This is a genomic window from Blautia sp. JLR.GB0024, assembly GCF_037000545.1.
Taxonomy (GTDB): domain Bacteria; phylum Bacillota; class Clostridia; order Lachnospirales; family Lachnospiraceae; genus Blautia; species Blautia celeris.
The window spans coordinates 317,381-337,343 of record NZ_JBANBF010000005.1 but is presented as its reverse complement, the minus strand read 5'-3'; the positions used below and the strand labels follow the sequence as shown (position 1 = coordinate 337,343).

Genomic DNA, 19,963 nt, shown 5'->3' with positions numbered 1-19,963 from the left:
CGCTGATTGGCTGCAGACAACTGTCTGTATATTTATTGTCCTTTTCATAGAGAAAGAAAAGGAACAGAAAGAAACAAATGACACTGAGGGAAAAGGCTGAAATAGTACGTATTAGATTTTTGCGCAGCTTCATATTCTGTTTTTCACCTGCTTTCTTTTGGAATGCAGAAAATAAACGGATAGTATAACTATGGCGGATACCAGCAGTATGACGGCGGGAACTGCCTTTCTTTTTTTAGGACACTTTAATGAGGGATCGTCCTGATATTTTAACTCGTAGAAACCGGAGGTCTGTATTTCAAAAGATGCGTAACCGTTTACTTCCGTTATCTCAATATCGGTTTCTTTTCCCTCAAAAAACAGGGTATCAGGCATCTGACTGCTGCCGATCCGTACGGTAACCTTCATGTCGGTATGGGGAAATACTTCCCTGCTGTTTACCAGTATACGCAGTCGAAAGGACAGGTCATCCGATTTTTGGATGTCTACGGTAAGGATATCAGAGTCCTTCATATCTAATCCCTTTAAAAATGAGGAAGGGATTTTTACTGTTATATTTTGGGCTGAAAATGGAATGTAATCCCCGTATTCCTGATACAGATAGGACAATCTTGTCCCTGAGATCCCGGTTATGCCTTTTCCCGCTTTTTCTGAAGGGGAGTCAGAGCCTGTGTTTTGTTGGGTGCTCTTCGATTCGGCCATTCTGTCTGCAGGGGCCGTTTTGTCTTTGACCGGCTGTACTTTGCTGCCATTTGATGAGGAATCATCCGGTTCTGTTCCATCCTCACTGCCGCTGGTATCTGTCTGCCTGTCCGGAATGGGAATGTCCGTATCCGGCTGTGGAGGAGTGCCCGTATCCGGCTGTGGCTGAGGAGGAGTGTCTGTATCCGGCTGTGGCTGAGGAGTGCCGTCCGTATCCGGCTGTGACTGAGGGGGAATGTCCGTATCCGGCTGTGACTGAGGGAGATTCTCTGTATCGGGTGGGTCAGGCACAGGCTGATTAATTTCAGGGGTATCCGGCCTCTCTGCAGAGTCGCCGCCGTCCCGGTTGCCTTCCATAGTAGAGAATACCTGATTCGTTCCGTTATCCAGAATGCATATAACATTGCTGTATTCCCCTTCTGCCTTAAAGAAAAAATAATAATATGTATTCAGATCAATCTGGCTGCGTTTAAAAGAGATATAGCCCGGAGTTAACCTTATAAATTCGGGGGTGTCACAGAGTGAAAACTCACTGTAACGGACAGCGTTTTTATCAAGCGGTTTCTCGCTTTGGAGGCAGTAGACTTCCAGGTCATACCATACAGCCGGGGTTCTGGAAAGTTCGGCGGAAAAAAATTCAGGACTGATTATGGTAACATAAAAATTCCAGCTTTCTGCATCAGATACATATATAGTCTTGGTATAGCAGGCATTTTCGTCCGCGATATAAAACCTGTTTTCAAATTCCTCATTGATGGATAAGGTCAGACGGGCTTCGTAAGTTCCTTCATGGCTGATATCCACTGAACTGAAATCCCAGTTTATATCCAGAAGGGCAAACTGCGATAAATCAGATGTAGTGCCAATCCAATCACTGTAAAACGAAGAAGAGAGATCATCCATATAATTTTCGTTATCCTTATATACAATTTCCGGATGCAGTATCTCGGTGAGGTTGGATGATATGTTCAGATTGGTGATCTCCTTCTTTTCCTCTTCAGCCAGAACGTTGATGTAAACCCGGACCGTGGGCGGCTGTAAGTCTTCCGCAAGCCGGAAACCACGGGGAATGATAACTTTCCCTGTTATTTCATACCTGCCGGGTGTGCTGCTTAGTGTAAAGTGGATATTATCATATTCTGTGTCTGTCTGTGCCTGTCCTTCTATAGACCAGTCTGCCTGCAGATAATATACAGTATCCGGAGAAGCAGAGAATGGATTTTTTGTACAGGCATTTACTTTGAGATTTGAGAGTTCTTCCGTTATGTAGGACATATCTTCGCCTGCATAGCAGGAATATTCCATGAAGCAGTCATAATCGTCCTGAGGGTCAAAAGAATACAGTACAATATCAGCGGGTTCAGCCTGTACCGGGTTAATGAAAACGACGGTCAGAAACAAAATATATGTGAGAAGAGAGAAATATTTTTTTTTCATAGGTATCTCCTATATATGTTCAAAGGCTACCTGGAGATATGCGGATTTTGTATCTCTGATTTTGTTTCTGCTCACAGGTATCTGCTCTCCGTTCATAAGGATGAGGGTATCTTTGTCCATACTTTTTATTTTTGAAAGATTGACCAGAATCCCCCTGTTGCAGCAAAAGAAACGATAGTCTTTCAGCAGCGGCTCCGTGAGCTCGGAAAATGAGGTTCTGGATGAGACTGTGATCTGAATATCATTCAGATGAATGATCGTGTTTCTGCATGAAGTGATAATATAATAAATTTTGGAATAGGGAATGTCCAGCTCCTGTCTGTCTGATTTTACGTGAAGGTAGCGCCGGGAAAGCACAACTTGTTCTATGCATGGTTCCAGTATTTTTCTGACGGCATCCTTGTGCAGGGGTTTTACAATATATCTCCATGCCCTCACATCATATCCTTCAGCCATGTAGTCAGGACTGGTTGTGAGGAAAATGATAAAACAGTTAGGATCTTTGCGGGCGATGAATCTGGCTGCAGTCATTCCATCCATTCCCTTCAGGTAAATGTCCATAAAACATATGTCAAATTCATCCTTCTCAAAATCTGCCAGGAACGCTTCGGCACTTTCGTACTCGCACAATTCTGTTTCAAAATCTAATGTATGTAAATAGGGAATCAGAGTTTCCGTTAACTCCTCCCGGTCCTTTTTTTGGTCATCTACAATTGCAATTTTCAAGTGCTACACCTCCAGACATAAATTTCCACTATTATTATACCATGTAATCATCTCGCTGCGTTTACCATTTCAACAACAAATATCGAATTCGTGCGCCATTTGGAGAAAAATTAAATGTATATATATACCAGATGTTCGGTACAATAACAGGTGACAGATATTGACGCAAGGTTTGGAATGTGACAGAAAGGTTGGTAAATCATGGAGTATGGAAATGTACCGGGTATGTTGAGGCTGGATAAAACAGGTCTTGTGAGGGACTATGAGAATTATCTGGTGGAAGAAGAGAGAAGCAGAAATACCATCACAAAGTATATGCGTGACCTGAAATCCTACTTTATTTTTCTTCAGGGGGAAGCGGTGACAAAGGAGAGCCTGGTGTGCTGGAAAGAAAAGCTGACACAGACGTATCTTCCTGCCAGTGTAAATTCCATGCTGGCGGCAGTGAATGGGTTCCTGGAATGGGCCGGTTATCCCCAGTACAGAGTAAAACCGCTGAAAATACAGAGGGAGATATTTACGAAACCGGAGAAAGAGCTGTCAAAGGAGGAGTACATCCGTCTGGTAAAAGCAGCCGAGGAAAAGCAGAACTGCCGTCTGGCCCTTATTCTGCAGACAATCTGTGCCACGGGCATCCGTGTTTCGGAGCTGCAGTTTATCACGCTGGAAACAGCCAGGACCGGGCGGACTGTGGTGGACTGCAAAGGAAAGAAACGTACGGTTTTTCTGCCCGGTGCATTAAGCCGCGCCCTGCAGGAATACTGCCGGGAACATGAGATCAAAGAGGGGATTGTGTTCTGTACAAAAAACAGAAAGCCTTTGGACCGTTCCAATATCTGGAGAGACATGAAAAGGCTGTGCTGCAGTGCCGGTGTAAAGCCGGAGAAGGTATTTCCCCATAACCTGCGGCACTTGTTTGCAAGAACCTATTACCGCATGGAAAAGGATCTGTCCAGGCTTGCGGACCTTTTGGGGCATTCCAGTGTGACAACCACCCGTATTTATACAATGGAAAGCGGGGTAGAACATGCGAAACAGGTGGACAGGATGGGGCTTGTAGTGCTTAGAATATAGAAAACCACATAATGGTGGTTATGTGGTCAAATGAACTTATGATTTCAACTTGAATACATAGCAATTTTATCATGCTTCCGTTTAAAATACAATATTTTATACGGGGTAAGATGAGAAAAGACACAGCGAATAAACCGGAGGCATCTCTGCGACAGCGCCGGTTTATTTCCTGTGTCTTTTTTCATGATTGTTATCTTTAGCGGGAGGCACAGAAGTCTGGATTTCAGATTTGTGACCACATAACCACCATTATGTGGTTTTTATGAAGAAAGACAGAGGAGGTGCGGGGCGTGAAGGAGAATTTACTGGACAGACTGGCAAGGGAAAGCGGAACAGCAATGCTGTCGGATCTGCACGGCTATATCAGCAGGGGGAAGATCTATGATGCCGTATGCGGAATATCTTCAGAAGAATACTCACTGAAAGAGTGGGAGGAGGCTGCCGGATATATTCTGGGGGGAAAAACACCGTACTTCCAATCTGCCCAGGCGGCCCGCCGGTATCTCTGCAATTGTTTAAGCCGGGTTTGACAGCGAGAATTCCGTGCAGAGAAGCAGCCAGTTTTGACGGAACGGACGCATGAGCTGCCAGTAATCCACTCTGGGAAATCCGAACTCCTTTACCAGTTGGAATTTGGCGAGGATGCTGCGCGCGTCCTCGAACCATACAATATGGGATATGCCCTGGGCCTCATATTCAAAAAACGGTGCCTGCGAGACTTCGTCGTACTGTATGACCGTGTTGTTGGCGGCAGCAATAGCCACGGCTTCCTGGTTGCCAATGCTCACGGCGGCTGTCTCGCCCCGGACAAAGGGCAGAGGCCAGTCATATCCGTAATTTGGTATGCCCATAGATATCTTCTCCGGAGGGATCTCTGTCACCGCGTATTCAAGGACACGTCTCACAGATGGAATAGGAGCTACGGCCATAGGCGGCCCGTAGGTGTATCCCCATTCATACGTCATAAGCAGTACCGAGTTGGCAGCTTCCCCCAGAAGCCTGTAATCCACTCCTTCATATAGCAGCCCCGGCTGATCTGCGGATACTTTCGGGGCCAGGGCCACGGAGACGGTAATGCCGATGGCGTTCATTCTCTGTGTCAGTCTGCGGACAAATTCCACATGGGCAAGGCGGTCCTCTGCCCTTATATATTCAAAATCCACATCTACTTCTGAATATCCCTTACTCTGTACGGTTCTCTGTATATTATCTATAAGATTTTCCTGAACCTCCATATTTTGAGCAGCGACCGTGACAAGATTGCTGTTAAAAGTCCCTGCCTCCGAAAAAGGCGTCAGCACAAATACACTTTTTGTTCCGTATACCCTTGCGGCCTCAAGAAGAGGCTCATCATCAATGGGGATCAGTTCCCCGGATTCAGTAAAACCGTAGGAGAAAATCGACAGATATCCCAGGTAGGGCAGCGTCTCCCCCAGAAGCCTCTTATTGATAAAAGGATAAGCATATCCGTCAGCCGTCAGAGGTCTGTCAGACTGTCCCCGGTAAAGGATGACCAGATATTGTCCTTGTCTGAGAAAAGGCTGGCTGGTGAGGAAGGGGTTGTTCCGCACAATCTGCAGGGGATGGACACCATACCGGGCTGCAATAGAGGGAATGGTTTCTCCCCGGGCGGTCTCGTGGATCACATCAGGCTGAAGTACAAGCAGAGCCTGGCCTGCCACCAGATGGTCCTGCTCGCTTAACTGGTTGTCAAAGGAAAGACGGTTTGGGGATACGCCGTATTCTGCGGCGATGTCGGCGATGGTTTCGCCTTGGGAAACAACATGTATACTCATAAAAATGGCCTTTTCTTTTAGTTTATGTGTACGGTCGTAAAAGTTTAACTCTAATAAAAGAAGGATTGGATAAAATTTTAGTAAAGATGGTTGAATTTGTTAAAAATATGGTTGAATTTGAAAAAAACAGATACATCCCTTGTGATACTATATAAAAAATGGGATAAATTTCCCCATTAGCAGTGCAAATGACGGTAAAAAAATGCAGAGGAGGGATGCGTACTTTAAGAAGTGAATAAACAAAAACTCAAATTGAAGGAGGAAAAGGTCAAAATGATGAAAAAATGGAAATCAGGAGTTTCCATTCTGATGGCAGCAGCTATGATTATGGGGAATATAACAATAGCTGTGCCGGTCAAAGCAGAACCTGCAGCAGGCCTGCTTGTAAATGGAGGATTTGAAGAAGAAGATTTAAACGGATGGATAAGAAATGGCTGGTGCCAGGACGGAGGGGCCAGCATGGAGCGGGTTGGCAGCGATGTTATCCAGCCTGCGGAGGGCAGCTTCTGTCTGAGAGAAAATGCAAAGGGCAACGGCTCACAGGTGACACAGGATATTGCACTGACACCGGGAAAGGATTACTGGCTTACAGCACAGATTTACCAGACTGTTCCGGGTTCTTATTCTATAGGATTTCATGAGGATGAGGGAAAAGGCAGTGACCCGCAGTTTGCCGTACAGTCACAGAGTGAAGTGAACCAATGGGTTAAAGTTGCTGTGCGTTTTACCATGTGGGAAGGCGCCCGGAAACCAAATGTGTATACCTGGCTGAACGCAAACGCGGGCGATGCTTTTGCAGATGATGTAAAACTGTATGAAGCACCGAATCTGTCTGACCTGAATGCAGCAGTCACCGATGCGGAAGAGAAGCTGGGACAGACAGATATCTATACACCGGAATCTCTTGCAGCGCTTCAGAGCAAGACAGACGAGGCAAAGACATTTTTAGATGCCAATTCCTATGAAGCAGCCCAGAAAGGCCAGGATGAAGTGGACGCCATTACAGCAGAGCTGGTGAACACTGTCAGCAGCCTGGAGAAACAGCAGGGGTCACAGGAGGAGACCAATCTTCTGACAAACGGTGACTTCTCAGATGGGTTAAACGGCTGGGGAAAATGGCCGAATACTGCAGTGATCACCATTGGGCAGGAGGATGGCGTTAACTACAGTGCATTTGATGCCGGCAAAGAAGCCAATGGTATTAACCGGGATGTAAACGGCCTGGAACCGGGAGCCTGGTATGAATTGAGCGGAGAGGTGTATGCGGACACTGCAAATGCCATTTCCATAGCCCAGAAGAAACCAGGGACAGACAAGACAGATAAGTCTTTTGCGGAAAATACAAAGACAAATGAGTGGGAGGCCATTTCTGTTAAATTCCAGATGCCGGCAGGGGAAACTTCAAAGAATATCAGTGTCTGGCTGGATAAAGGAACTGCCAAGGCCAGAAATATCAGGCTCGTAAAGACGGACAATCCTGACACTCCTGATATCCCGGACGAGGATACCCCGATCATAAGCAGCGATTCCTTCTATATTGATGCGGCTGGCGGGGATGACTCCAATACCGGAACCTCACCGGAGCAGGCATGGAAGACCTTTGCAAACGTAAAGAGACTCCGTCTCCAGGCAGGGGGAAAACTCCTTTTAAAAGCAGGCTGCACATGGAACGGTGAGCAGCTTAAACTGCAGGAGGCAGCAGGAACCCCGGAGAACCCCGTATATGTGGACAGATACGGCGAGGGTGCAGATCCGGTCATCAACGGCAGCGGTAATCCGTGGCAGACCAATAAGAACGCACCGAAGCAGGATGTGGCAGCAGTCCACATTTACAATTCCAGTTACATCACAGTCCAGAACCTGGAAGTGACCAACTGGGAGACGGATGAGGCAGACCTGGTAAAAGACAATGCCAATAAGAAACAGAGCCGGTATCTGCTCACTGGTATCCTTGTGGAAAACCACGATGCAGGGGATCTGCCGGGTGTTGTTGTGAAAAATAACTATGTACATGATGTCAACGGCTACATGCAGGGCGGTGCCCAGAAAGGCTCAGGCGGCGTGATTGCCCTGGTGACCGGAGATGTGGTTGAATCCAGTTTTACAGACCTGACTATCGTTGGCAATAAGGTGGAAAATGTCTGCCATGAGGCTATTTATATGGAAAGCTCCTGGGCATCCAGAGTATTAGTCGGCGGCAGCGGTTCACAGGAAGCCGGAAAAGGAAGATGGGTCGGATGGCCAAATGTATATGTGGCAGAGAACTATGTCTATGATGTAGCCGGTGACGGCATCGTCCTGATCAATGCAGACGGCGGCATTGCAGAGAAGAACCTGATCGTGAAAAGCGCCAGCGAGGACTGGGATTACAGCAGAAACCCTGCGCATGCGGCTATTTGGATGTGGGACTGCAATAATGTGACCATGCAGTACAATGAGGCGGCCCATACGGAGAGTTATCAGGATGGCATGGCATTTGATTTTGACTACGGCAACCAGAATGTTATGTATCAGTACAATTACAGCCATGACAACAAAGGCGGCTTCTGGATGTCCTGTCCGGGACCGAACTACACGGTCAATGCAGTTGCAAGATACAATGTCAGTGTAAACGACGGCCTGTTTAACGGCGCCCGCATTCTGCGTATCGGTGAATACGGAAGTATCGGCAACCAGTTCTACAACAATACCATGTACTGGAACCATGGGTACAAGATAAATGCAGTAGAGCAGGCATCATGGGGAACTCCTCCGTCCAGCGGAACCGATATTTACAACAATATCTTCTGCGGCGACAGTGATGAATTCGTAAATAACGACGGTGTCACCTATGCCAATAACTGTGTATACGGAAGTATTGCGGATATATATCCGGTAGATGAGGACCAGGGTGCTGTCATCGCAGATCCTCAGTTTACAGATCCGACAAACTATACAGAAGGAAGTTTTTCCGACAATACGGTGACCCTGGGAAGTCCGGATGGATTCAAGCTTAAATCCACCTCACCCTGTATTGATGCAGGTATGGATTATATGCCGGTTCCCCAGGAATCTATGCCGAAAGTAGCGGATGAACTGGTACCGACACAGATCACCATTGAAAATAAGGACTATGAAGGCAATCCCGCTCCTTATACGGGAGAAAGCGGAACAGCAGTTTTGGATATGGGTGCATTTGAATACCAGGGTGAAAGCGAAGCAGAGCGGCCGGAAGTGGACAAGACATATCTGGAAGCCCTGACAGCCATGGCAGAAGCATACCGGGAAGCTGATTTTGAATCCGGCAGTTTTACCGCAATGCAGAAGGCTCTGGAAGCTGCGAAAACGGCACTTGCCCGCCCTGTTGTGACACAGGATATGATCGACAGCTATGCAGCAAGGCTGGAAAATGCGGTAAAAGACTTGATGAAGAAGGATGACATAAAGGAAAATACTCCGGATTCAGCAGACAATATCCTGAAAGAGTATAATCCTGATAATGATAATGCAGGCTTTGAGAAAAAAGAATCCGACTGGGGAGAATGGCAGAGCCGTGTAGGAGTCACAAAAGAGGATGCCCACAGTGGTGAACAGAGTCTTAAAGTGGAGAAGACCGGTGAAGGGACAGCGTACTCGGAGATCGGCAAGGTTCCGGTTAAGGCTAATACAGAATATATATGTGAAGCCTGGATAAAATGCAATGATTCCGATGTTGACAAAGTTGCTATTGAAGCAAAACATCATAACAATGTTACTCATACAGGTGACATCAAGCTTGGAAATGCCAAACCCGAGTCAGAAGCTTCCGATAAAGGATGGAGAAAGGTAAAACTTGCATTTACCACAAAGGAATACAATAAGATAAGCCTCAGCGTCAACAGTGACGCGGCGTCTGTCCTGCTGGATGATGTTTCCCTGTACGAGAGATATACAATAGCAAAAGAAGAGCTGGATACAACCGCCATTGATACAGCTCTGGCCCTTACTCCTGCAGAGGAAGAGTCCTATTACACAGAAGCCTCCTGGAAGGCATACCGGAATGCGGTTCTGGCTGCCAGACTGGAGAAAGTAAATGCAAATGCCACAAAAGATTCCATCAAGGCAGCAGCAGATACATTGACAGAGGCGTTTCATGCATTGGAGAAATACGAACCGGCTCCGGCTGTAGACAAAAAAGAACTGCAGAAAGTATATGATGCCTACAAGGATAAAAAGCAGGGCAATTATACGGACGCAAGCTGGAAGGTGTTTACAGACGCGCTGAAAACAGCCGAGGAAGCTTTAAACAGTGATGTGGACCAGGAAGCAGTAAATGATGCTAAGAAAGCGCTGGAAGATGCATTTGCAGCTCTTGAGGAAAATCCGGAGGTCAAAGTCGATAAAACGGCGCTGGAAAAACTCTATAAAGCCCACAAGGATGACAAGCAGGGCAATTATACGGACGCAAGCTGGAAGGCATTTACAGACGCGCTGAAAGATGCAAAGAATGCTCTGGACAATGATGTGGACCAGGATACAGTGAACGATGCAGAGAAAGCCCTGAAATCTGCGATCGCGGCACTTGAGGAAAATCCGGAGATCAAAGCCGACAAAACCGCTCTGGAAAAACTCTATAAAGCCCACAAGGATGACAAGCAGGGCAATTATACGGATGAGTCCTGGAAAACATTTACCGCTGCCCTGAAAAAGGCGGATAAGGTCCTGAAAGATGATTCTGCAACCCAGAAAGAGATCAATGAGGCAGCCGCATCTCTTGAAAGCGCAGTGAAGGGACTGAAGGAGAAGACGGATTCCAAAAAGGCTGATAAGACAGAACTGCAGAAACTCTATGATAAGCATAAAGATGACAAGCAGGGAAGTTATACAAGCACAAGCTGGAAGAACTTCCAAAAGGCACTGGAGGCAGCGAAGACGGTATTGGAGGATGAGGATGCAACACAGTCTCAGGTAGACAAGGCGCAGGCGGCTTTGGAGAAGGCAGTCAGGAACCTGAAGAAAACCAGCACTCCCGGCACCAAAAAGAAGAATACCACCACAACAAACGGAAATAAAAAATCTTCCGGTGCCAAGACAGGCGATGAAACACCGCTTGCACTTATGGCCGGACTTCTGGTATTATCAGGAGGAGCAGTGGTGATTTTCGGAAAGAAACGGAAATACAGAAACTAAGATACAGAATTTAAAAGACATGTATGGGGGCTGTTTCGGCAGCTCCCATTTTCAGGAGCGACAGATGCGGAAAAAATATATTGTGAATGCTGTTTTCGGAGTGGTTCTATTGCTGCTGGCAGGTCTGATCATCTATATCAGATTTCAGAAGCCGGAAGAGATGCGTACCGTGATGGAAGTAAACGGTCAGGACGTTGTACGGGAAGAGTACCAGCTCGTACTGCAGAGACTCCGGGCACAGGTGAAAAGCGGGTATTCCACAGAGGAGGCAAACAGGAAGGACTTCTGGACCGGCAGGATAGATGGCAGTACACCTTTAGAAGAGATCATGGGTCTTGCGGAGGAGGAACTGATACGGGACAAGGTGATCGCATCCATGGCAGAGACCCGGGGAATCCGTGCAGATGCAGATTACGAATCGCTGAAGGATTCCATGGAGCAGGAGAATGCGTCCCGCAGCCGGAAGGAAGCTTCCGGTGAGGTGAACTATGGACTTATCACCTATACGGAAGAAGCTTATTATCAGTATTTCTATACAGAACTGGAATCAGAACTGACGGAGGCGCTGAAAAAAGAGCATACTATCACAGATAAGGAACTGGAATCCGCATACAAAGAGAACCTGGAAAGCTATCGGTATGAAAATAAAGTGAATGTGCTGGCAGCAGAGACAAAGGCAGAGAACACAGAAATACTCCGGCATGCGGCCGAAGCTATGGAGAGCGGCATGGAGAAGGAAGAGCTGGCAGAAACATTCCCTGATATCAGCTTTTATGAGCTGGAGATGAATTCCCTTGATACCCAGGAGGGAAAAAGCGGCGTGTACGGTCTGCGCTGGATGCTGGCAGCCGGCATGCAGGCAGGTGAGATAAGCGAGCCTTTTGCAGCCGGGCAGAATATGCTGGTCATGAAATGCCTTGAGAGGGAAGAGGACGGATATCTGCCGCTGAAGGATGTAAAAGGTGTACTGGAGAGCCAGATCAAAACAGAAGCGGCAAAACAGGAAATCCGGACAGAAGTACAAAAAGCAGAGGTAAAGAAAAAAGACAGCAAATTGAAAGCGGCAGCAAAAGAAGTTCTCATGGAGCAGGATACATGAGGACACAGATGAAAAAAGTTGAAAAAATGCTTGACAATACTTGTCCTGCATGGTATTTTAATACAGGAATAGCTGCCGAAGACAGCAGGTGCCGTTAGGCATAAGGACAAAACGCCTGCCGAGGAAAGATTCATTCTTGCAATTATTAGGATTGATGAAGCCTCTCTGTCTATGCAGAGAGGTTTTTTTCGTACTAATCGTTGAAGTACCTTTCGATATATGAGCAGCGCAGCCTAAAAAAATAAGGAGGTGCACTAATTCATGGCAAAAGTAGAACTCAAAAAACCGGTCGTAGACGAGATTGCCAGCAGTATTAAAGATGCCGCATCTGTAGTGTTAGTAAGCTACAAAGGTATCACTGTTGAGCAGGATACAAAAATGCGTAAGGAATTAAGAGAAGCTGGTGTTACTTACAAAGTATACAAAAACACAATGATGAACTTTGCTTTCAAAGGAACTCCTTGTGAAGAATTATGCCAGCATTTAGAGGGAACAAACGCTTTGGCAGTATGTATGGAAGATGCAACTGCTCCGGCAAGAATCCTTGCAAAATACGCAAAGGATGTTCCGACTCTGGAATTAGTAGCAGGTGTTGTTGAAGACGCTTACTACGACAAGGCAGGAATCGAGGCACTTTCCAAAGTTCCTTCAAGAGAAGAACTGCTTGGAAAACTGCTTGGAAGTATCCAGTCTCCTATCACAAACTTTGCTCGTGTGCTTAACCAGATTGCTGAACAGCAGGGTGGAGCAGCAGCAGAGTAATTTAATACGCTGACAAAGTCAGACGTACAATCAAACGAAAATAAAACAAAAAATTGGAGGTAAATAAAAATGGCAAAATTAACAACAGCTGAGTTTATTGAAGCTATCAAAGAGTTATCTGTATTAGAGTTAAATGAATTAGTAAAAGCTTGCGAAGAAGAATTCGGTGTATCCGCAGCAGCAGGCGTTGTAGTTGCAGCAGCAGGTGATGGTGCAGCAGCAGCAGAAGAGAAAGATGAGTTTGACGTAGAACTGACAGAGGTTGGTCCTAACAAAGTTAAAGTTATCAAAGTTGTTCGTGAAGTTACCGGCTTAGGCTTAAAAGAAGCTAAAGAAGTTGTTGACGGTGCTCCGAAAGTTCTTAAAGAGGCTGCTTCCAAAGCTGAGGCTGAGGAGATCAAAACTAAACTTGAGGGCGAAGGCGCTAAAGTTACACTTAAATAATTTAAGCGTAGAAAAGCTTGTAAAAATGAATCATTTAAGTCCTGGTATCCATATGGTACCAGGGCTTTTTTGCGTATAGGGTAACCTTGGCAGAGGGATTTGTTTGTCGTCGACAAGAAAAATCATCTGTGATATGATAGAGGCAGATATATTTGTTTCACAGGAGGAGCAGAAATCATGGAGAAACTCTTGACGGTGACTGAAGTGGCAGCGTATCTGAGGACCACTACGACTACGATATACAGATGGCTGAAGCAGGGGAGGCTGTCTGCTGTTAAGATTGGAAAAGAATGGAGAATCAGTGAGGAACAGTTAAAATCTGTCATGAGCAGCGGCAGCAAGATATCCAATTCTCTGTGGGATAAACTGAATAAAAAGGAACACCTGCTTCTTATTACAGAGAAAGATTCTGAAATTACAGAATTTGAAGTCTCATTTTTCCGCCGGGCTCTCAGTGAGGGGGCCGGTATCATGAAAGGATGTTGGTGGCAGGAGACGGATAAGGTCTGTGAGCAGTATGAGAGAAACGGGCTGGATGTGAAGACGCTGGAAAAAGAAGGTCTGCTTAATGTGATTGATTTTCAGTCTTTGTATCGCAAGGAGGGAGTAGAAGGACCACTCCGGGCCTGGAGCGCCGGCATTGAAAGTGCCGTTGCAAAGGGGCATACCCGGCTGTGGGCATCCGGTTCTCCTGCAATGGACTGCATAGGCGGTAATGCGGAAGCCCTGCTTTCTTTTGAGGCCAGGCTGAACCAGGCAATACAGGATATGCCGGTTATCGGGATATGTCCATATTCCCTTGAAAATCCTGGTAACTATAAGAATTTTAGTAAATTGATATCCCTCATGGACTGCCATAGTGGTGTGGTATTTTACGGGAAAAATCAGTGTAAATTGTTGAGACAATGAATATAATAGAAGGAGTCCTCAAATGACAGTTTTGCCATTTGGGGACTCCTTTTATAATGGGGCTGATACTTATGCGGGCGTTGGTTTTGCATATTAACAGTCGGGTTTTTTGCGGCCGGTCATGCCTTTTCTGTAGGCATTGGTAAACCTGCGGCACAGACGGTCCTTTCCCAGCAGCGCATCCATGACAAGTCTGGATGTATACAGCTCTCGGCTGCATGGGTCCAGAATTGCTGAATCCAGCCCCAGAAAAGCGGCAACTGCGTAGAAATGCTGGTTGATCACCTGCCTGAGCGGCATACCAAAGGAAAGGTTGCTGATGGCTGCAGTTATCTTAAGCTTCGGAGATAGTTTTCTTATACCCCGGACGGCCTCTGTAAAAACCACCATGGACTGGTTATTCGCAGAGATTGCAGTGAGCAGAGGATCTATATGTATTTGTTCCGGTTTCACGCTGTACCTGGCTGCTTTATCAAGTATGGCATCTGCAATTTTGATCCGGTTTTCTGCATCTTCGGGAACCCCGTCATCATCCGTTGTCTGTACGATGATCTGCCACTGTGTGTCTGATATCAGGGGAAACAGCAGGTCACATTTTCCCTTTTCCAGAGCTGCTGAATTGAGCAGCCCGGGTTTCTTTGTAAGGGTAAGCATTTTTTCCAGAACCTCTGCGTCCGGACTGTCAATGCACAGAGGAGTATCCACGGCATCCTGTACTTGGGCAATCAGCCATTTCAGAGTTCCGGCTTCATGGGCAGCGGCAGTCCCTGCACAGATATCCAGATAATCCGCACCTGCTTCGGTCTGTCTGATTGCCAGTTCCCTGATGCGCCGGTTGTTTTGAGTGGTGATATATTGTTTGATGCCGGGGATGGAACCATTTATTTTTTCACCGATAATTATCATATGATTTCACTCCTGGTGCTGACCGACCCAGCCAAGACATACGTTCACAGTCTCTGCGGCGTTGGTGGACCAGGCATCAGCGCCTGAGACCTGCATGGCTTCATAGCTTGCACATGCGCCTCCGATCGTGATTTTGATATGTTCTCTCAGTCCGGCTTCTTTTACAAGGTCAACAGTTTTTTTCATAGATTCGACAGCCATGGTGAGGACACCGCTGAGACCCAGAATATCGGGCTGCACTTCTTTTATCTTGTCAAGAAAGGCTTCCGGCGATACGTTGATACCCAGGTCATATACAGTGAATCCGGCTGCTTCCGCCATGCTCTTGAAAATATTTTTGCCAATGTTATGCAGATCGCCCTGGACAGTTCCCAATACAATTTTGCCGACCTTTTGTCTTGCGGCAGAGCCGATTATTGGTTTTAAGACTTCCATTGCCTCTGTGAGGAGTTCTCCGGCAAATATCAGATCTCCTACGAAATATTCTCCTGTTTCAAAACGCTGGCCGACTTTCTCCATGCCTTTCTGACATGCAGTGATGGCCTGGGCTGCTTCCTCTGTCTCAGGAGCACCTGCAACAAATTCCTGCAGCATGGACATAACCTTTTTTTCATCAAGTTCGCCGACTGCACTTGTGAGTGATGTTAAATCAATCATAATGGACCTCCTTTCACGGTTGGGTATAACCGCCATATCTGTGTACTGCCTCTGTCATTGCCAGTACATTTTCAATTTTCGCCGGACCTATGGCATTAAACGGCAGAGTAAATATAAAGCCGGCGGCTTTTTTCATCTCGGTCAGCAGTTTCTTGACCTGCAGGTCAATTTCCTGAACGCTGCCCCCGATCAGCAGTGAGGGCGAGATTCCTCCCGCGATGCACATGTGGTCTCCTATGATGTCTCTGGCTTTGACCGGGTCTGTCCTGTCGAACCAGGCAATCGCTTTACCTGCGGGAAGCTCCAGAAGTGTTTCCAGCAGATGATCATATGTACCCTGTAAGGACAGGAGGGGTGTGTACCCGGCTTTGATCAGTTCTTCGCAGAGGTATTTGAGATAGGGCCAGTGAAATTCTCTGTATTGTTTTTCCGACAGAAAACTGTTATACCAGACAGGGAAAAATACTCTTCTGGATCCGGTGAGCTGATAAGATATTTCACCTGTGGCTTTTCCTACGGCCAGAAGAATGGGAAGCAGAGCCTCACAGGCTTTGTGGACTTTGTCCGGTACCCGGTGGATATCCAGAATGACTTTATCAAAATCTCGCAGAAATGCCCCCAGCACGTCCAGGGGATTGGGGCAGATGGCCATATACCATGGCGGACAGTCCGCTGTTTTCATTTCCTGTGTAAATACCTGCAGGTCGTCAAGCGCTGTTCCGAGTTTCATGCCAAACTTCATGAGCGCACATATAGACTGAGAGCTGCCGGGCTCTTCAAGAGCACCATATACCCTGGGAACCACTTTGCGGTTCAGAAAACCGAGGGGGTCGTCAATAAACTCATCATACTCTTCGGAGGTCATGACCGGATTTTTGATTTTAAACTGGGATTCTGTGTCTGAGGGAATTTCTCTTCCTGGATGTGATGAATAATTGTCTTTTAGAATATCGTGTGCGAATCCGCCTCCTAGAACAGAGGCTACTGCTGTGTTTACTGCGTTTTGCGGATCAGTCCCTGCCAGGGATAAGCCAAGTGTGACTGTTTCAAAAGTTCTGAGCATACATGCTGCGTCCCAGTTGAAATCTTTTGCAAATCTGACAGAAGCATTTTTGTATTTTTCCTGGTCGTAATACATGTCTTCGTAGGAAATATGCGAGTATTTTGCGGGGAAATACAAGGTGGCCGCGCCGATGGGCACCCGGTCAACCTTCTTTAGACCGGCGCATCTGTCGAGCCTGTCCAGTTTGTCGTTGTAACTGCTGCCTTCCATGTTCTTCATCAGATCCCCTCCTTATCTCAGTGATCAGAAGATTACTTGACAATAGTGCACCTATTCAGTCAACTGAATACGTACACAATAGTTACATAAATACTATCTTCATCATATAACATATTTAAATATATGTCAATGTATATATATGTATAAGAAAGTACAATAAAATTGTCTATTTATACCAGTGAATGGAATGGGATGCAGAAAATGTTCTTGTTAAATTAAAGACCGATGATAACAGGATAAAAGAACCTGACATCGCCGGTTTTTTGTCGGTTATGTCAAAAAAACTGTGAGAATTTAAAAAAAATTGTGTAAGTGTTGGCGCGGAAACAGGTATTGTTTTCCAGGTGTGTTATACTTTTAACTATCTAAAGGAAACGGGGGTGGCGGCATGGAAACAGAAAAACCAAAACTGGTTTTTTGGGGGACACAGGCATTTGCCATGATGCCCTTTGTGCTGTACATACTGATAGGCGGAATATTTTCGGTGGGGTTACATTATTATTCAATGAAAGGGCTGATTTTTGCTGCAGTGATTTCTCTTCTGACAGGGTTTTTCCTGTGCAGGAACAAAGGGAAATACTGGGATTCTGTTGTGCATGGATTGGCGCAGTACGGAAATTCAAGGCTTATTTTTATTTTCCTGGTCATAGGGATTTTTTCCAAGCTTATGATGACGGGAAATATAGGGGGCGGATTTATCTGGCTGAGCCTTCAGCTTGGAATTACAAAAAGCGGGTTTGTGGTCTTTGCATTCCTGGCTTCAGCAGTGATTTCTATGGGAGCAGGTGCTCCGATCGCGGCATTGTTTGCGGTGATTCCCATTTTTTATCCTCCGGGAATACTTTTGGGGGCCAGTCCCTCTATGCTGAGCGGAGCGCTGATCAGCGGAATCTTTTTCGGGGATGCGCTGTCTCCCAGTTCACAGGTGATCAACACCACAGTAATGATACAACATGAACGGGGAACGGGAAGACCGGCCAAGCTTCTGACTGTTTTGAAACAGAGAACTCCTTATATTTTGGCTGCGGGAGCAGTCACAACGGTTCTGTACTTAATATTCGGTGCCGGGGAGGGCAGTGTGGGAGACATGACACAGCTTTCCCAGTTCTCAGATGCAAGAGGACTTTGGATGCTGGTACCTGTTGTGGTCCTTCTGTGTATCTGCTTTAAGACAGGAAACTTATTTGAAGGAGTTTCTTTTGCAATTATTACGGGCTTTGTATTAGGGCTGATCACCGGTCTGTTCACATTTTCCGATATTGTGAGCATTGATTATGAAACGGCAGGGCTGAACGGAATTATATTTGAAGGTATTTATGGGATTATTGACGTGACAGTGTCCACCATCCTGCTTTACGGACTGATCGCAGTGGCAGTGGACGGAGGAATGCTGGAAAGATGCTGCAGCATTATCCTGTCAGGGAAATTTACAAAGACAAAACGGGGCGCTGAGACAGTTCTGGCTTTAGGAATAGTTATAGTTAACATTCTTCTTGCCGGCTGTGTGCTGCCGTCAATCCTGCTGTTCGGTGACATAGCGGACAGGATCGGACAGGAGAGCAGTATTTCTCCGGAACGACGGAGTATCCTGCTGACAGCCAATGCGACGAACTTCAGCTCCATCATTCCCATTAACAGCGCATTCGTTATGGGAAGTGTGACGATCATTAATGAGATGGTGCAGAAACACAGTTATCTGCCCACTGTGTCACCGTTTCAGATTTTCTGTTCTTCCTTTTACTGCCTGATCCTCACAGGAGTCTGCATCTTCTGGGTGGTCACGGGCGTGGGAAGAGAGGGTTCTTTAAAAACGGTTAAAGTGAAAGAAAAATTAGAATAGGAGATGAAAATTATGGAATCAATTTATGATCTGATTATCGTGGGCGGCGGGCCTGCCGGTCTTGCGGCTGCTATTTACGCAGGCAGGTCGGAGCGGAAAACGCTTCTTCTGGAAAAAGGAAGCTATGGCGGACGTATCAACGATACCTATGAAGTCCGGAATTATCCCGGCACGATCGTGGACAGCGGCCAGCACCTGATGGAGCGGTTCCGGGAGCACGCATCCAGCCATCCCACAGTGGAGCTGAAACGGACCACAGCGACGGCGATCAGCAAAGAAGACAATCTTTTCATTGTCAGCACAAAGAGAAGAGGAGATTTCAAGGCACGCAGTGTGATCCTGGATCTGGGCACCCGTCCAAGGGAACTGGGGATTCCCGGAGAGAAAGAATTTGTGGGCCATGGTGTTGCCTACTGCGCCACCTGTGATGCGGAATTTTTCAAAGGCAAGGAGATCTACGTGCTGGGCGCAGGAGACCAGGCTGTTGAGGAAGCGGATTATCTGACCGGGTTTGCCTCTAAAGTCACGATCATTGTGCTCCATGAGAAAGGCCACCTTGACTGCAACGAGGTGTCCGCAGAACATGCCTATAAAAATCCTAAAATTGATTTCTGCTGGAGCTCCACTGTCCAGGAGATCAAAGGAAAAGACCATGTGGAAGCTCTTGTGCTGAAAAACGTTGAGACCGGTGAGGTCAGAGAAGTTAAAGCGGACGGACTGTTTTTCTTTGTGGGTATGGTGCCTCAGACAGAGCCCGTGCGCCATATGGTCACTTGTGACAGAAGCGGGTACATCAAGGTCAATGACAAGATGGAAACCAGCATCCCGGGGCTTTATGCAGTGGGCGACTGCAGGCAGACATTTTTGCGCCAGGTTGTCACCTCCGCGGCAGACGGCGCAGTGGCTGCGGTGGCTTCTGAGCGTTACGTGAAGGAGCTTGAGCAGATTGAGGGCATTTTAAGCCCGGATTCAGGGAAAATTGCCTTTGTGTTCTACAATCCATACAGCAATGAAGAGATTCAGGCAGTATCAGACCTGGAACAGCAGCTCAGGGGAGAGTGGAAGGTTTACCGTCAGGACATTACACGCCAGAACCTTCTCTATCAGAATCTGAAGATAGAGCACACGGTATCCACTGCGTTTTATGAAAACGGAAAATTATTGGAAGTAAAGTAAGTATT

The 19,963-nt window shown here is 46.6% G+C and carries 15 protein-coding genes and 1 other annotated feature; of the genes, 9 read left to right on the top strand and 6 right to left on the bottom strand.

Features of this window, described 5'->3' with window-relative positions:
* Window positions 1–129: 129 nt before the first annotated feature.
* Both V8Q34_RS14555 and V8Q34_RS14550 read right to left on the bottom strand, forming a co-directional pair.
* Complete coding sequence (locus V8Q34_RS14555) at window positions 130–2,139, bottom strand: hypothetical protein (protein WP_335835760.1); 2,010 nt, start codon at window positions 2,137–2,139, stop codon at window positions 130–132.
* 9 nt (window positions 2,140–2,148) lie between these two features.
* A complete protein-coding gene (locus V8Q34_RS14550; protein ID WP_033139672.1) occupies window positions 2,149–2,865 on the bottom strand; it encodes a LytR/AlgR family response regulator transcription factor in 717 nt (238 codons plus the stop codon).
* Between the two features lie 225 nt (window positions 2,866–3,090).
* Here V8Q34_RS14550 and V8Q34_RS14545 point away from each other — a divergent pair, with 225 nt between their 5' ends.
* Window positions 3,091–3,939: a tyrosine-type recombinase/integrase gene (locus tag V8Q34_RS14545; protein WP_442893850.1), complete on the top strand. Its 849-nt coding sequence runs from the start codon at window positions 3,091–3,093 to the stop codon at window positions 3,937–3,939.
* Window positions 3,940–4,229: 290 nt separating this feature from the next.
* Window positions 4,230–4,469: a hypothetical protein gene (locus V8Q34_RS14540; RefSeq protein WP_052099066.1), complete on the top strand. Its 240-nt coding sequence runs from the start codon at window positions 4,230–4,232 to the stop codon at window positions 4,467–4,469.
* Here the strand turns inward: V8Q34_RS14540 and V8Q34_RS14535 are convergent.
* Window positions 4,455–5,735, bottom strand: coding sequence for a glycosyl hydrolase family 18 protein (locus V8Q34_RS14535; RefSeq protein WP_103732484.1), 1,281 nt, complete (start codon window positions 5,733–5,735; stop codon window positions 4,455–4,457). The two genes, V8Q34_RS14540 and V8Q34_RS14535, sit on opposite strands and share 15 nt — an antisense overlap.
* A 273-nt stretch (window positions 5,736–6,008) precedes the next feature.
* Here V8Q34_RS14535 and V8Q34_RS14530 point away from each other — a divergent pair, with 273 nt between their 5' ends.
* From V8Q34_RS14530 to V8Q34_RS14510, 5 genes are all read left to right on the top strand, one after another.
* Complete coding sequence (locus V8Q34_RS14530) at window positions 6,009–10,883, top strand: carbohydrate binding domain-containing protein (RefSeq protein ID WP_335835758.1); 4,875 nt, start codon at window positions 6,009–6,011, stop codon at window positions 10,881–10,883.
* Between the two features lie 64 nt (window positions 10,884–10,947).
* Window positions 10,948–11,982 carry a peptidyl-prolyl cis-trans isomerase gene (locus tag V8Q34_RS14525; protein WP_335835757.1) on the top strand — a complete coding sequence of 345 codons (1,035 nt, stop codon included), beginning with the start codon at window positions 10,948–10,950 and terminating at the stop codon, window positions 11,980–11,982.
* Window positions 11,983–12,039: 57 nt separating this feature from the next.
* Window positions 12,040–12,180: a sequence feature (ribosomal protein L10 leader region), on the top strand.
* 63 nt (window positions 12,181–12,243) lie between these two features.
* Window positions 12,244–12,744 (top strand): 50S ribosomal protein L10, encoded by a 501-nt coding sequence (gene rplJ / locus V8Q34_RS14520; RefSeq protein ID WP_033139964.1) that lies wholly within the window; start codon window positions 12,244–12,246, stop codon window positions 12,742–12,744.
* Between the two features lie 69 nt (window positions 12,745–12,813).
* Window positions 12,814–13,188 carry a 50S ribosomal protein L7/L12 gene (rplL, locus tag V8Q34_RS14515; RefSeq protein WP_018596966.1) on the top strand — a complete coding sequence of 125 codons (375 nt, stop codon included), beginning with the start codon at window positions 12,814–12,816 and terminating at the stop codon, window positions 13,186–13,188.
* 177 nt (window positions 13,189–13,365) lie between these two features.
* The gene (locus V8Q34_RS14510) at window positions 13,366–14,097 is read left to right on the top strand and encodes an MEDS domain-containing protein (protein ID WP_033139958.1); all 732 of its coding nucleotides are present in this window, start codon (window positions 13,366–13,368) and stop codon (window positions 14,095–14,097) included.
* A gap of 93 nt (window positions 14,098–14,190) precedes the next feature.
* On the opposite strand, the gene V8Q34_RS14505 is transcribed toward V8Q34_RS14510, so the two are convergent.
* The 3 genes from V8Q34_RS14505 to V8Q34_RS14495 are packed head-to-tail and all read right to left on the bottom strand — an operon-like array spanning window position 14,191 to window position 16,942.
* Entirely contained in the window at window positions 14,191–15,003 is an 813-nt protein-coding gene (locus V8Q34_RS14505) for a dihydropteroate synthase (RefSeq protein ID WP_335835756.1), read from the bottom strand.
* Between the two features lie 6 nt (window positions 15,004–15,009).
* Window positions 15,010–15,660 carry a cobalamin B12-binding domain-containing protein gene (locus V8Q34_RS14500; RefSeq protein WP_054351372.1) on the bottom strand — a complete coding sequence of 217 codons (651 nt, stop codon included), beginning with the start codon at window positions 15,658–15,660 and terminating at the stop codon, window positions 15,010–15,012.
* 13 nt (window positions 15,661–15,673) lie between these two features.
* Window positions 15,674–16,942 (bottom strand): uroporphyrinogen decarboxylase family protein, encoded by a 1,269-nt coding sequence (locus V8Q34_RS14495; protein ID WP_335835755.1) that lies wholly within the window; start codon window positions 16,940–16,942, stop codon window positions 15,674–15,676.
* Window positions 16,943–17,330: 388 nt separating this feature from the next.
* Here V8Q34_RS14495 and V8Q34_RS14490 point away from each other — a divergent pair, with 388 nt between their 5' ends.
* Window positions 17,331–18,782, top strand: a complete 1,452-nt coding sequence (locus V8Q34_RS14490; protein ID WP_033139954.1) for a membrane protein — start codon at window positions 17,331–17,333, stop codon at window positions 18,780–18,782.
* A gap of 12 nt (window positions 18,783–18,794) precedes the next feature.
* Entirely contained in the window at window positions 18,795–19,958 is a 1,164-nt protein-coding gene (locus V8Q34_RS14485; protein WP_244806793.1) for an NAD(P)/FAD-dependent oxidoreductase, read from the top strand.
* Window positions 19,959–19,963 lie beyond the last annotated feature (5 nt).